The 11,804-nt window shown below is 70.1% G+C and carries 19 protein-coding genes and 1 pseudogene; 7 read left to right on the top strand and 13 right to left on the bottom strand.

Annotated features, from left to right (window positions below; translation table 11 throughout):
- Positions 1–226: 226 nt before the first annotated feature.
- The 9 genes from ACIQIB_RS17275 to ACIQIB_RS17235 form a co-directional block, all read right to left on the bottom strand.
- On the bottom strand, positions 227–439 hold the full coding sequence (locus tag ACIQIB_RS17275) for a DUF397 domain-containing protein (RefSeq protein ID WP_400656353.1): 213 nt from the start codon (positions 437–439) through the stop codon (positions 227–229).
- Between the two features lie 91 nt (positions 440–530).
- Positions 531–743: a DUF397 domain-containing protein gene (locus ACIQIB_RS17270; RefSeq protein ID WP_400758748.1), complete on the bottom strand. Its 213-nt coding sequence runs from the start codon at positions 741–743 to the stop codon at positions 531–533.
- Between the two features lie 59 nt (positions 744–802).
- Positions 803–1,012, bottom strand: a complete 210-nt coding sequence (locus ACIQIB_RS17265) for a DUF397 domain-containing protein (RefSeq protein ID WP_400656357.1) — start codon at positions 1,010–1,012, stop codon at positions 803–805.
- 91 nt (positions 1,013–1,103) lie between these two features.
- A complete protein-coding gene (locus ACIQIB_RS17260) occupies positions 1,104–1,307 on the bottom strand; it encodes a DUF397 domain-containing protein (protein WP_400758746.1) in 204 nt (67 codons plus the stop codon).
- A gap of 27 nt (positions 1,308–1,334) precedes the next feature.
- Positions 1,335–1,529 (bottom strand): DUF397 domain-containing protein, encoded by a 195-nt coding sequence (locus ACIQIB_RS17255; protein ID WP_400656359.1) that lies wholly within the window; start codon positions 1,527–1,529, stop codon positions 1,335–1,337.
- Between the two features lie 75 nt (positions 1,530–1,604).
- Complete coding sequence (locus tag ACIQIB_RS17250; RefSeq protein WP_400656361.1) at positions 1,605–1,814, bottom strand: DUF397 domain-containing protein; 210 nt, start codon at positions 1,812–1,814, stop codon at positions 1,605–1,607.
- A 59-nt stretch (positions 1,815–1,873) separates the two neighbouring features.
- Positions 1,874–2,077, bottom strand: coding sequence for a DUF397 domain-containing protein (locus ACIQIB_RS17245; RefSeq protein WP_400656363.1), 204 nt, complete (start codon positions 2,075–2,077; stop codon positions 1,874–1,876).
- 213 nt (positions 2,078–2,290) lie between these two features.
- Positions 2,291–2,494 carry a DUF397 domain-containing protein gene (locus tag ACIQIB_RS17240; protein WP_400656366.1) on the bottom strand — a complete coding sequence of 68 codons (204 nt, stop codon included), beginning with the start codon at positions 2,492–2,494 and terminating at the stop codon, positions 2,291–2,293.
- Positions 2,491–3,318: a helix-turn-helix domain-containing protein gene (locus ACIQIB_RS17235; RefSeq protein ID WP_400758744.1), complete on the bottom strand. Its 828-nt coding sequence runs from the start codon at positions 3,316–3,318 to the stop codon at positions 2,491–2,493. The genes ACIQIB_RS17240 and ACIQIB_RS17235 overlap by 4 nt, the downstream gene beginning before the upstream one ends.
- A gap of 390 nt (positions 3,319–3,708) precedes the next feature.
- Here ACIQIB_RS17235 and ACIQIB_RS17230 point away from each other — a divergent pair, with 390 nt between their 5' ends.
- The 4 genes from ACIQIB_RS17230 to ACIQIB_RS17215 all read left to right on the top strand — a co-directional run bounded on the left by ACIQIB_RS17230 (position 3,709) and on the right by ACIQIB_RS17215 (position 6,198).
- A complete protein-coding gene (locus ACIQIB_RS17230) occupies positions 3,709–3,930 on the top strand; it encodes a hypothetical protein (RefSeq protein WP_400758742.1) in 222 nt (73 codons plus the stop codon).
- Positions 3,927–4,286: a hypothetical protein gene (locus ACIQIB_RS17225; RefSeq protein ID WP_400758740.1), complete on the top strand. Its 360-nt coding sequence runs from the start codon at positions 3,927–3,929 to the stop codon at positions 4,284–4,286. The genes ACIQIB_RS17230 and ACIQIB_RS17225 overlap by 4 nt, the downstream gene beginning before the upstream one ends.
- Positions 4,287–4,507: 221 nt before the next feature.
- Positions 4,508–4,879, top strand: coding sequence for a hypothetical protein (locus ACIQIB_RS17220; protein WP_400758738.1), 372 nt, complete (start codon positions 4,508–4,510; stop codon positions 4,877–4,879).
- Between the two features lie 188 nt (positions 4,880–5,067).
- Positions 5,068–6,198, top strand: a complete 1,131-nt coding sequence (locus ACIQIB_RS17215; protein ID WP_400758736.1) for a methyltransferase domain-containing protein — start codon at positions 5,068–5,070, stop codon at positions 6,196–6,198.
- 93 nt (positions 6,199–6,291) lie between these two features.
- On the opposite strand, the gene ACIQIB_RS17210 is transcribed toward ACIQIB_RS17215, so the two are convergent.
- The 3 genes and pseudogenes from ACIQIB_RS17210 to ACIQIB_RS17200 form a co-directional block, all read right to left on the bottom strand.
- Positions 6,292–6,678 carry a VOC family protein gene (locus tag ACIQIB_RS17210; protein WP_363613912.1) on the bottom strand — a complete coding sequence of 129 codons (387 nt, stop codon included), beginning with the start codon at positions 6,676–6,678 and terminating at the stop codon, positions 6,292–6,294.
- A 41-nt stretch (positions 6,679–6,719) separates the two neighbouring features.
- Positions 6,720–6,929, bottom strand: a pseudogene (locus ACIQIB_RS17205) (hypothetical protein); the annotation flags it as partial.
- Between the two features lie 42 nt (positions 6,930–6,971).
- The gene (locus ACIQIB_RS17200) at positions 6,972–7,529 is read right to left on the bottom strand and encodes a GNAT family N-acetyltransferase (protein ID WP_400758734.1); all 558 of its coding nucleotides are present in this window, start codon (positions 7,527–7,529) and stop codon (positions 6,972–6,974) included.
- A gap of 222 nt (positions 7,530–7,751) precedes the next feature.
- Between ACIQIB_RS17200 and ACIQIB_RS17195 the strand changes: the two genes are divergently transcribed.
- Complete coding sequence (locus ACIQIB_RS17195; protein WP_400758732.1) at positions 7,752–9,287, top strand: AMP-binding protein; 1,536 nt, start codon at positions 7,752–7,754, stop codon at positions 9,285–9,287.
- A 30-nt stretch (positions 9,288–9,317) separates the two neighbouring features.
- Here ACIQIB_RS17195 and ACIQIB_RS17190 read toward each other — a convergent pair whose 3' ends face one another.
- Entirely contained in the window at positions 9,318–10,193 is an 876-nt protein-coding gene (locus tag ACIQIB_RS17190; RefSeq protein ID WP_400656383.1) for a LuxR C-terminal-related transcriptional regulator, read from the bottom strand.
- A gap of 170 nt (positions 10,194–10,363) precedes the next feature.
- Here ACIQIB_RS17190 and ACIQIB_RS17185 point away from each other — a divergent pair, with 170 nt between their 5' ends.
- A complete protein-coding gene (locus ACIQIB_RS17185; RefSeq protein WP_363613904.1) occupies positions 10,364–11,206 on the top strand; it encodes a TIGR03084 family metal-binding protein in 843 nt (280 codons plus the stop codon).
- Between the two features lie 85 nt (positions 11,207–11,291).
- The gene (locus tag ACIQIB_RS17180) at positions 11,292–11,774 is read left to right on the top strand and encodes a hypothetical protein (protein ID WP_363613902.1); all 483 of its coding nucleotides are present in this window, start codon (positions 11,292–11,294) and stop codon (positions 11,772–11,774) included.
- Positions 11,775–11,804 lie beyond the last annotated feature (30 nt).

Below are 11,804 nucleotides of genomic sequence, written 5' to 3'. Positions count from 1 at the left end.
AGGCACAAGATCATCCGACACGTGGAGCACTCTGCCGCCCGAACACATCAACTGCCAAGCCCCTGAGCTGAACTCATTTTGAAACGATCAGTAAGAATGATTTGCGGAGCCGTCGGAGGCGGATGATGCTGCAGGCGAGTTCGAGCAGGCCTTGGGGAGAGGGGGACAACGGGGAAATTACGTGACCGTCCACACCCGGTCCGGGTCCGGGTCCGTATGCCGTCGATCAGGCGGTGCCGAACTCCCCGGCCTTGACGCCTGCGACGAACGCGGCGAACGTGGCGGTGGGGAAGACGAGCGCGGGACCCTCAGGGTCCTTGGAGTCACGGACAGGGACAAGCCCGGGGTAGTCGGGGGCCACCTCGACGCAGGAACCGCCGTTCTGGCTGTGGCTCGACTTGAACCACGAAGCAGCGGTCAGGTCTACGGGATCGGTCATGGGTGCCATTCCTCTCGTACCTTGCGGACAGAGACCCCACCACGCCGGAGAGGTGGTGGGGTCTCGGGCGATGTGCATTCAGGACGCAGCATCAGACAGTGCCGAACTCACCGGCCTTGACGCCTGCGACGAACGCGGCGAACGTGGCGGTGGGGAAGACGAGTGCGGGGCCCTCGGGGTCCTTGGAGTCGCGCACGGGGACAAGCCCGGGGTAGTCGGGGGCCACCTCGACGCAGGAACCGCCGTTCTGGCTGTGGCTCGACTTGAACCACGAAGCAGCGGTCAGGTCTACGGGATCGGTCATGGGTGCTACTCCTCTCGTACCTTGCGAACAGAGATTCCTCCACACCGAGAGACATCGCCTCAGACGGTGCCGAACTCGCCAGTCTTGACGCCCGCCACAAACACGCTGAACGCGGCGGCAGGGAAGACGAGCGCGGGACCCTCAGGGTCCTTGGAGTCACGGACAGGGACAAGCCCGGGATAGTCCGGAGCCACCTCGACGCACTGCCCCTCTTGGGCACTGTGTGAACTCTTGCGCCAACGAGCGCCGAACAGGTCCAGGTCGGCCATGGGTGCTGTTCCTCTCATGCCTTGCGAGCAGAGACCCCACCACGCCGGAGAGGTGGCAGGATCTCGGGCGGTGTGCGCTCGGGGCGCAGCATCAGACGGTGCCGAACTCCCCGGCCTTGACGCCCGCGACGAACGCAGCGAACGCGAGGACGGGGAAGACCAGAGCGGGACCCTCGGGGTCCTTGGAGTCACGCACGGGCACGGCGTCGTGGGTTGCGGCCAGGTTGGCGGCCACCTCGATGCATTCACCGCCGTTGCTGCTGTACGAAGACTTGAACCAGCGAGGTTCGATCACGGCAGTTCCCTTTCGTAACCGGCAGATTTAAACGGTGCCGAACTCTCCGGCCTTGACACCTGCCACGAACGCGGCGAACGCATCGGTGGGGAAGACCAAGGCGGGACCCTCAGGGTCCTTCGAGTCTCGGACGGGCACGATGCCCGGGTGGTCGGGCGAGACTTCTACACATGTCCCGCCGTTGCCACTGTATGAGGACTTGTACCAGCGAGGTTCGGTCACGACAGTTCCCTTCGTTGCCGGCTGATCACGGCCACGGAAGCAGTCTTCGACGGTGCTTCGTCCTGTAGTTGATGGTCAGGCGGTGCCGAACTCGCCCAACTTGACGCCCGCGACGAACGCGGCGAACGCATCAGCAGGGAAGATCAAGGCGGGGCCGCTCGGATCCTTGGAGTCGCGGACGGGCACAAGCCCGGGGTAGTCGGGGGCTACCTCAACGCAGGAACCGCCGTTGCCGCTGTGGCTTGACTTGAACCAGGAAGCGCCGGACAGATCTGAGTCGGTCATGAGTGCTATTCTTCTCCTGCCTTGCGAACGGAGATTCCTCCACGCTGGGAGACGTGGCGTCAGGCGGCGCCGAACTCACCGGCCTTCACGCCTGCCACGAACGCAGCGAACGTATCGGTGGGGAAGAGCAGGGTGGGACCGCTGGGGTTCTTGGAGTCACGGACGGGCACGGCACCGTGGGTGCCGGCCAAGTTGGCGGCCACCTCGATGCAGTCACCACCGTTGCTGCTGTAAGAGGACTTGAACCAGCGAGGTTCGGTCACGGTAGTTCCCCTTCATTGCCGGCTGATCACGGCCATGGAAGCAGCCTGCGACGGTGCCTCCACCTGTAGTTGATGGTAGGCGGTCGCATGGGTGCGGACTCGCTGTTTCGTTCCAAACGCCCCGACAGGCGGCACTCGCAGTACGCACCCTGTGTGAGACAGCGAGAGACCCCACCACATCGAGGAGAGGTGGTGGGGTCTCGGGGCGCGGCGTCAGACGGTGCCGAACTCGCCGACCTTGACGCCCGCCACGAACGCGGCAAACGCGGCAGCAGGGAAGACCAGGGCAGGGCCCTCGGGGTCCTTGGAGTCACGCACGGGCACGGCACCGTGGGTGCTGGCCAAGTTGGCGGCCACCTCGATGCAGTTGCCACCGTTGCTGCTGTAAGAGGACTTGAACCAGCGAGGTTCGGTCACGGTAGTTCCTTTCGTAGCTGGCGGATCATGGCCACGGAGGCAGCCTGCGACAGCGCCTCGGCCTGTAGCTGATGGTAGGCGGTCAGCGTAGGTAGTACGGACTCGCTGTCCCGTTCCAGGTGCCCTTGCTGCGCGGACTCCGCGTAGCACGCCAGCGATCTGTCAGGGAGCGTCAAGAGATTCACCGGCAGGTCGAACGATCGGCTTTCGCCTATCTCGTACGGGGCCACCTGGAAGACCGTGTGCGGCAGCTCGGCAAAGGCAACCAGCCGATCCAGCTGCGCGGACATGACCGCCCGGCCACCAACCGGCCGACGGATGCAGCTCTCATCGAGCACCGCGTGAATCAGCGGCGGCGAGTCCCGATCCAGGCGGGCCTGTCGCTCCGCGAGGAACGCGACACGCTCGTTGGCCTGTTGCTCGGTAATGCTTCTCCGTCGCACTGCTCCGGCTGCGACGGCCGCAGCGTACTCCGGCGTCTGGAGCAGCCCCGGGATGATCCCCAACTCAAAGAGTCGGATCTCGACCGCTCGGGCCTCGTGGAGCACGTACTCCGGGAAGCCCTCAAGTAGTGCCGCGTGCCGGACCACCCGCCACAGGCGCTCGAACACATCTCCGGTTCCCAGCGCTTCGTCAGCTCTCTTCGCAAATCGACGGGTTGGGGATTTGCGATTTGTTTCAACGGCGGAGACATGCGTTCCCGAGTAGCCCATACGTTCAGCCAGCTCATCCTGAATCCACCCGCGCTCCTCTCGTGAACTGCGGAGTCGTGCCCCGAAGGCGGCACCCGGCGACGAGTCTGGGTCCAGCTCCCGGCGATTCATAGTCCACCGCCCCAACTTTTCGTTCTCTTCCGACAGGTTGAAGACGCTTCCAACTGTAAGCCACAGTAGGCAGCCCTGGGTAGTGGATCCACTACGGAGAGGAACGGACGTTGACGCGGCGAAACACCCCCACCGACCCCCTGTACGTCCCCCAGCTCGGCGAAATCGTCAAGGACATGGCCCACCGAGGCGTCCACGGTGCCTACATGGGCACCGAGTCCGGCAAGGTCTACTTGCGGCCGGAACACGGCGGGATCGAGTGGACCACCTACCCGAGCGAAATCCAACCGCTCGTCAGACCAATGGACTCGAAGCCGGCCACGAGTCGGGGCAAGCCCCCCGGACGACTGCCCGAACCCTCGGCCGGCGACGCGGCGTAGGGCACCACTCATGGAGCGCTACACGCTGCCGGACCGGACGGCGTGGAACCTCGGCCGCTGCTTCTGCTGCGACCGGTGGACCCTGGTCGCGCCGGGACCGACCTACGGCCCCCCTGACGATCCGATGAAACTCCCCCTGTGCGTGGTCGGGTTCGAGCGCGCCGAACGGAAGCGGCACCGGGCCCGGCTGCAGACCGGCATGCACGCCCGTACCGAGGGGGCCATCGCGTGAACCCCCACTCCCGACTCGCCTTCCTCGGCCGGATGTTGCGCGGACTGGCCACCGAACCCCGGGTGACGTGGACCTGGGTCTGGGGTGTCTACCTGCAGTTCTGGCCCCCGGTGCTCTGGGTCAGCCCCAGGCGCCGAAGGGCGGCCCGCGAGTACGACCGGATACTCGCGCAGGAACAGTACGAGGCCGAGATCGGCCGCGAGATCACCCGAAGCATGATCCGGCAGGAACTCGACCGCCCGGTGTTCGATCCGCAGACGACCCTCAGCCTGCTCGGCGTGCTGATGGACAACCACCCGGATCACCCGGGCCACCGTCGCCCCCGGGGTGCCTGGCCCCCGGACCGGCCGGTCTGATCTTCCGCGCGGACGACGGGGAGCACGTCGGTTCGCCCGTGCGGAATCGAGGCCCCGCCCGTCACGGACACCCCGGCGGGACGGGTGAGGCCGCCCAACTGAGCGTCGCCACAAGGGATGAACAGCAAGGCCGAACCCGGCGCGCACAAGCAGGACGCCGAGAAGCGCGCCGCTGGACGAGTCCAGCGAGGACCCGAAGAAGGACCAGCACCGTGCTACCGATGAACTCCCCCGGAATCGTTGCCGACGGGTACGTCCCGCTGTACGCCAACTCAGCTGCATTCGAGAGCGGCGCGCCGACCCTGGCCGCGGTCCGCACGCTGAACTGCGGCTGCCCCCGGCGGGCGGAGGGCGGGTGCGTCGAATCCCTCGACCTGCCCGCCCTGCAGGCCGAGGCCACGCTTCCGGACGGGCGGACTGGGGTGTTCCTCGGACGCGAGCGGACCGGAGACCCGATCACCGGAGAAGTCCGGTACACCACCGTCGCCTTCCGGAGCCTGGACGAGAACGGCAAGCCCTTCACCTGGGCACTCCGCTGCGCCGGGCCGGCCGTCGTACAGAACCCGTACGAACGGGCCCGCAAGGCGCTCTGAAGAATCCCGCCCCGGACGCCGGTCGAGGCCCTTCCCCGTCCGGGGCGGGGCACCACCATGCATCAACTCACCCATGCGAGCGGTGATTTCGTGACCGCAATCACGGAGCCCCAGGTCGGTGAAGCACCCAGGGTGCCTCGCATGGCCGAGCCGGAGATCACCGGCAACTACCGGAAAGGAACACGCTGATGAACTGGCAGCACCACGCCGCCGCCCTGGCAGAGCGCGCCACCGAACCCGACTCCCGCTGGCGCGCGGCCGTCGCGGACACCCCTCGGCACACCCTGCTCCCGAACTGGTGGGAGAACGGGCCCGAGGGCTGGACGCTGCACAAGGGAGCGGACGACCCGGAGCGCTGGGCGCGAGTCGCCTACGGCAACGAGTCGGCCGTGACCAGCGTCGGCGGGCACCACGCCGACCACGCCGAGCCCGGTGACCACCCGACCGGGCTCCCCACGTCGTCGGCCACGCTCGCCGCCCTGGTGGTGAAGATGCTGCGGCACGGCCGGATCAACCAGGGGCACGATCTGCTGGACATCGGCACCGGGGCCGGCGGGCTGACCGCCTACGCGGCGCTGCGGCTCGGCTCCGAGCATGTGACCAGCGTGGACGTGGACCCGTACCTGGTGGACGCCGCGCGGGACCGGCTGGCCGCCCTCGGCCTGCACCCGGCGTTCGCCGCCGTCGACGCGACGGGGCCCCTCCCCGGCGACCACGACCGCATCGTCTCGACGGTGGGCGTCCGGCCGGTCCCGGCATCGTGGCTCGCCGCGCTGCGGAAGGGCGGGCGCCTGGTCACCACGATCCGGGACACCGCACTGATCCTCACGGCCTGGAAGACCCCGGACGGCGGAGCGCGCGGGCACATCGAACGCGACCGGGCCGGGTTCATGGGCACCCGGCACGACGCGAACTACCCAACCGGACCAGCCGAGTTGTACCCGACCGCCCGCGAGGCGGAGGGTGAGTCCATCACGACCGGCCGCTACCCCGTGAGCGATGTGCGGGAGGCGTGGGAGACCTGGTCGTTCCTGTCGGTCTCGGTGCCCGGCATCGAGTACGACTTCGAAGAGAGGGCCGGGTGCCGGACGGCGTACCTGGTCCACCGCGACGGATCGTGGGCACGGGCCACGGCCGTCCGGTTCGAGCCGCCCATCGTCCACCAGGCCGGGCCCCAGCGGCTCTGGACCGAGCTGGAACGGGTCCGGACCAGGAGCCTGGTCGAAGGCGGCCTGCCGCTGTACGGAGCCGATGCGACCGTCACCCCGGACGGCGTGATCCACCTGTCCCGGGGCCCGTGGTCGGCCACGATCGACTGAGGACGGGCGCGCGGTTTACCGAAGCCCGCGCCACCGAAGCCCGGATCCCTGGAACGCGGGGACCCGGGCTGCCGGGCTGCCGGGGACGCGGGATCAGGCGCCGGTGGTCGCGGCCCGCTCGGCGGCGCTGCGCTCGACGCAGAACTCGTTACCCTCGATATCCGCCAGGGTCACCCAGCCGAGCCCGTCCGGGGTGCGGTGGTCCGCCACCAGGGTGGCCCCCAGGGCCAGCAGACGCTCCACCTCCTCCTCCCGGGACCGGTCCTGCGGCTGGAGGTCCAGGTGGACGCGGTTCTTCACCGACTTGCCCTCAGGAACGCCGATGAACAGCAGCGAGGCCCCCGCCGACTCCACCACCGCCTCTGCGTCGCCCGGGTTGTCGTCCTCGCCCACCGTGCCGTCCAGCGCCTGCGCCCAGAACTCGGCGAGGCGGAAGGGGTCGGTGCAATCGATCGTCACATGTCGCACAAGAGAAGCCATGAGACCACTCTGACCTGCTTCTTCGCTTCGGTCCAACCTGTTTACGGGTCTCGTCGATCCTGCCTGACGCCGCACGTGGCCTTCAACCGTCCGAACCCCATGGTCCCGGAGATCCGGATCCTCGGCCCGCCGGAGCCGGAGCGCCGCCGGGTCCTGTAGAGCAAGTCCTTCCACCCGGTGTGCAGATCCTCGACGTCGACGATCGCGTCGCGGGGCACCGTGATCCTGGCCCTGCCGGTGCCGAGCTGCAGAACCTTGACCGCCCGACCCGGCGAACCTGTGCGGCCGGAGCGCTAGCCGGGCGGGGTCACCGTCCGCACATGCAGATGGCCGTCCCGGGGGAACGGCGGCCGGGCGGGCAGGACCTCCCGGAAGCGGTAGCCGGACTTCTCCGCCACCCGGCACGAGGCCGGATTGTCCACCTGGTGCAGCAGGTCGAGCCGGACCAGCCCGTCGGCGGCGAAGACCTCGAACGCCCAGGCGGTGAGCGCCTCCACCGCGCGCGGGGCCACGCCGCGGCCCCGGGCGGCGGCCGCCGTCCAGTAGCCCACCTCGGCCGAGGCCCCGCCCGGGGTGCCGCACTTGAGCACCACGTTGCCGACCAACTGCTCCCCCGCGCGCGCCGCGCCGGGCTCCAGCACCGCGAAGCTGTACCGGTCGCCGTCCGCCCGGCCCCGGCGCTGCACGTCCAGCCAGCGGGCCGCGTCCCCGGCGTCCGTCACCGGGAGCCTGGTGAAACGGCGCAGCAGCGGATCGCGGTAGATCTCCACCAGGGCCGGTCCGTCCTCGTCCCGGAACGGGCGCAGGAGCAGTCCGTCGGCCACCGGGAACGTGCCGGTGAGGGTGCTCACCTGAGACCGTCGGACAGGTTCTGGGGCCGTTGGTCGGTCGGTCATGTCCCGGTCTCCCCCGTCGTTCCCACCGCGGATCGGTGCGTTGCGACCTTCCTAGCAGCCGCCCGTTCCCGGCCGCTGGTCGCCCCCGGATCGGCAAGCGAAGGCCGGCCTTCCCCGAACGGGTGACACCCCCGATCGGGGGTGTGCAGGATGTGGAGGGCGGAGGACAGTGGGCGCATGCAGATTCCACTCTCCGTGATGGACTTCCTCGACCGGGCCGAGCTGGTCTACGGCGACCGGGTCGGCATCGTCGACGAGCCGGTGCAGCCGGCCGGATCCTGGGGCGAGCTGAGCTACCGCCGGGTCGCCGAACTGGCACGGGCGCAGGCGGCCGGGCTGGACCGGCTGGGCGTCGGGCCGGGTGAACGGGTCGCGATCGTCTCGCAGAACTCGGCCCGGCTGATGACCTCGCTGTACGGCGTGAGCGGGCACGGCCGGGTGCTGGTGCCGGTGAACTTCCGGCTGAAGGCGGAGGAGGTCTCGTACATCGTCGAGCAGAGCGGCGCGTCCGTGCTGCTGGTCGATCCCGAGGTCGCCGAACCGCTGGCCGGGGTCGTCGCCGAGCACAAGTTCGTGATCGGCCCGGACAGCGACGCGCTGCTGTACGACTTCGCGCACGCGCCGCGCCGGTACGAGATCGCCGAGAACGACACCGCGACGATCAACTACACCAGCGGAACGACCGCACGCCCCAAGGGCGTTCAGCTCACCCACCGCAACATCTGGCTGAACGCCGTGCTGATGGGCCTGCACTTCGGGGCCGGTGACCGGGACGTCTACCTCCACACGCTGCCGATGTTCCACGCCAACGGCTGGGGCCTGCCGTTCGCGCTGACCGGGCTGGGCGCACGGCACATCGTGCTGCGCAAAGTGGACGGCGCCGAGATCCTGCGCCGGATCGACCGGCACGGGGTGACCTTCCTGTGCGGCGCACCGGCGGTGATCTCGATGGTGCTGGAGGCGGCCGCCGACTGGGACGGGCCCGTCCCCGGCCGGGACCGGGTACGGATCATCGTGGCCGGCGCCCCGCCGCCGACCTCGGTGGTGCAGCGCATCGAGTCCGAACTCGGCTGGGAGTTCATGCAGATCTACGGCCTGACCGAGACCTCGCCGGTGGTGACGGTCAACCGCACCCGCGCCGAGTGGGACGAACTCCCCTCGGCCGAACGGGCCGAGCGGCTGGTGCAGGCGGGCGCGCCGGCGATCGGCAACCAGGTCCGGGTGGACGACCAGGGCGAGGTGCTGGTGCGCTCCAACGTCGTGCTGAACGGCTACTGGCAGCAGCCGCGGGAGACCGCCGAGGCGATCCGGGACGGCTGGTTCCACACCGGGGACGGCGGCACCCTCACCGACGGCTATCTGACCATCTCGGACCGGAAGAAGGACATCATCATCAGCGGCGGGGAGAACGTCTCCTCGATCGAGGTGGAGGACTGTCTGTACGACCACCCGGCGGTGGGCGAGGTCGCGGTGGTCGGTGTGCCGGACGAGAAGTGGGGCGAGACGGTCAAGGCGCTGGTGGTGCTCAAGCCGGGGCAGGGGGCGACGACCGAGGCGGAGCTGATCGCGCACTGCAAGCAGCGGCTCGCGGGCTACAAGTCGCCCACGTCGGTGGAGTTCCGGGACACGCTGCCGCGGACCACCACCGGGAAGCTGCAGAAGTTCCGGCTGCGCGAGCCGTACTGGTCGGGGCGGGACCGGAAGGTCAACTGACCATCGCCGCAACGCTCTTCGACCTTCGACTCAACCCGCCTCGTCGACCAGGCCGGACTCGCGCGCGGCCAGCGCGAGTTCGGTCCGGTTGCGGACGCCGAGCTTGTGCATGGCGCTCTTCAGGTAGCCGGTCACGGTGTTGCGGGTGAGGCCCAGTTGGGCGGCGATCTCCGGGTTGGTCCGGCCGGTCGCCGCCCAGCGCAGCACCTCGTGCTCCCGGCGGGTGAGCGGGGTCGGCAGCGGTGCCGCGGCGGCTCTTCGGGGGCCGGACCCGTTCCAGGGGCCCGGCCCGCTCCAGGCGGCGGCCCCGGCCAGCGCCCGGGTGGCGGCCGCGGCGAGCTTGGTGACGGCGGCGATCCGGACGTCCCCGAACGGGACGACGGCGCGCAGCGAGGCGTACACCACCCCGTAGACGGTACCGCCGTGCAGCAGCGGGACGGTGAGCATCGCGTACAGGTCCTCGGCGACGACAGCGGCGTCGTAGTGGTGCGAAATGGTGGTGGCGGCGCGGTAGTCGGGCACCCAGTTGGGGGCGCGTTCGGCCAGCGCGCGGCCACCGAGGCCGGTCCCGGCGGGGACGGCGAGGTCGTGCAGCAGATCGGCCCGGGTACCGGCCCAGCGGCGCAGCACCATGCCGTCCGGGCCCGCGCCCGCCCGGGCGCGCCGCGCGGGGTCCTCGTCCGGCACCCCGACCAGGCCGACGTCCGCGCCGCAGTCGGCGACCACCCGGCGGGCGAGGTCGCCGAGCAGGGCGTCCCTGACCAACTCGGCGGCCCGGACGGCGAGGTCGTCGGGTCGGTCCGGGGCGAGGCCTCCGGGGACGGGTGCAACGGGTGCGACGGGTGTGACGGCCCGGGTGACAGCGCCGCCGGCCGCCTGGATGGGGGTGTCCGCAGCCCTTGTCATCGCGCGATTGTCACACGCGGTACGGCCGGTGGCGAGAGTCGTGACGTGCGTGTTCCGTGGAGTGTCCGGCGGATCCGCGCGGCGCGTCGTAGGGTGCGGCCCTGGGTTACCGGCGGGTCACCGGCGGGTCACCGGTGCCCGGGACGACGACCGATGCGAAGGGGATGTCCATGACGAGCCCGAACAGCCCGAGTGAGCCGGGTGCTCCGGACGTGCTGGCCGGCCTGCTGGGCGATCTGCGGGCCGAGAGCGAGGTGCTGGACGGCCTGGTGGCCGCTCTGGCGCCGGCGGAGTGGGCCCGTGCGACGCCCGCCGAGGGGTGGACGATCGCGCACCAGATCGCCCATCTGGCGTGGACGGACGACTGGGCAGAGCTCTCCGCGCGCGACGCGGCGGCCTTCGCGGAGGCGGTCGGCGGGCTCTTCGGGAAGCCGTCGGCGGCGGGGGCGGGCCCGGTGGAGGAGGGTGCGGCGCGCGGCGCGGCCGAGGAGCCCCGGCTGCTGCTGGCGCGCTGGCGGTCCGGGCGGGAGCGGGTGCTGGCGGCGCTGGGTGCGGTGCCGACCGACATCCGGCTGCCGTGGTTCGGACCGCCGATGAAGCCCGCCTCGATGGCGACCGCACGGCTGATGGAGACCTGGGCGCACGGGCAGGACGTCGCGGACGCGCTCGGCGCGGTGCGGGAGCCGTCGGCGCGGCTGCGGCACATCGCGCATCTGGGGCTGCGGACCATGGGGTTCGCGTTCACCCTGCACGGGCTGCCGGTGCCGGAGGTCCCGGTGCGGCTGGAACTGACCGCGCCGGACGGCGGGCTGTGGGTGTGGGGGCCGGAGGACGCGGCGGACCGGGTGAGCGGGCCGGCGCTGGACTTCTGTCTGCTGGTGACCCAGCGCCGGCACCGGGACGATCTGGCCCTGACCGCCTCCGGGGAGACGGCGACGGCCTGGCTGGCGATCGCGCAGGCCTTCGCGGGCGCGCCGGGAAAGGGCCGGGACGCGGGCGAAAATTACATCTGACCAATCGTCAAAGAATATCGCCAGCAGGCTAAACCATCCCTTCCGGCGATATACAGAGTTCGTTGGCGAATGATGGAATTCCCTCATGAATCGCACGAACACCATGCGCGCCGCCCTGGCCGGCGCCGCCGCACTGCTCGCGATCGGCGGCCTGATCGCCGCCCCTGCCCAGGCTCTCGCCCTGCCCGCCGGCACACCCGGTGTGTCCCGGGTGGAGGTCCGGGCCGGCACCCCCGCCGCCCACCAGGTGGTCACCTTCTTCGAGGAGTACCGGCGGGCGGTGCTCGGCGAGAGCGGCGAGACCCCACAGGCCGTCCGCGAGCGCTTCCTCAGCCCACACCTGAACTTCCGCCTCGACGCCTGGGCCAATGAACACGACGCCGACCCGGTGTTCCGCGCCCAGAACGTCCCGGAGAACTGGTCCGTCCAGCAGGTCAACGAAGAGTACGGCTTCGCGTCGGTCCGCCTCACCGAGCTCTGGGGCGGCGGCGGCAGCCAGGACGTCTGGTACACCGTCCGGCTCACCGATCTGCTGATCGTCGAACTCAACGACCAGCCCGCCTTCTGAGCCCTCACCCGCCCACCCACACCCCCACAG

Origin of the sequence: Kitasatospora sp. NPDC092286 (assembly GCF_044755565.1) — a bacterium.
In the GTDB taxonomy this organism is placed as follows: Bacteria; Actinomycetota; Actinomycetes; order Streptomycetales; family Streptomycetaceae; genus Kitasatospora.
Note: the sequence above shows the minus strand (reverse complement) of the source record. Positions and strands in the feature narration are given on the sequence as shown.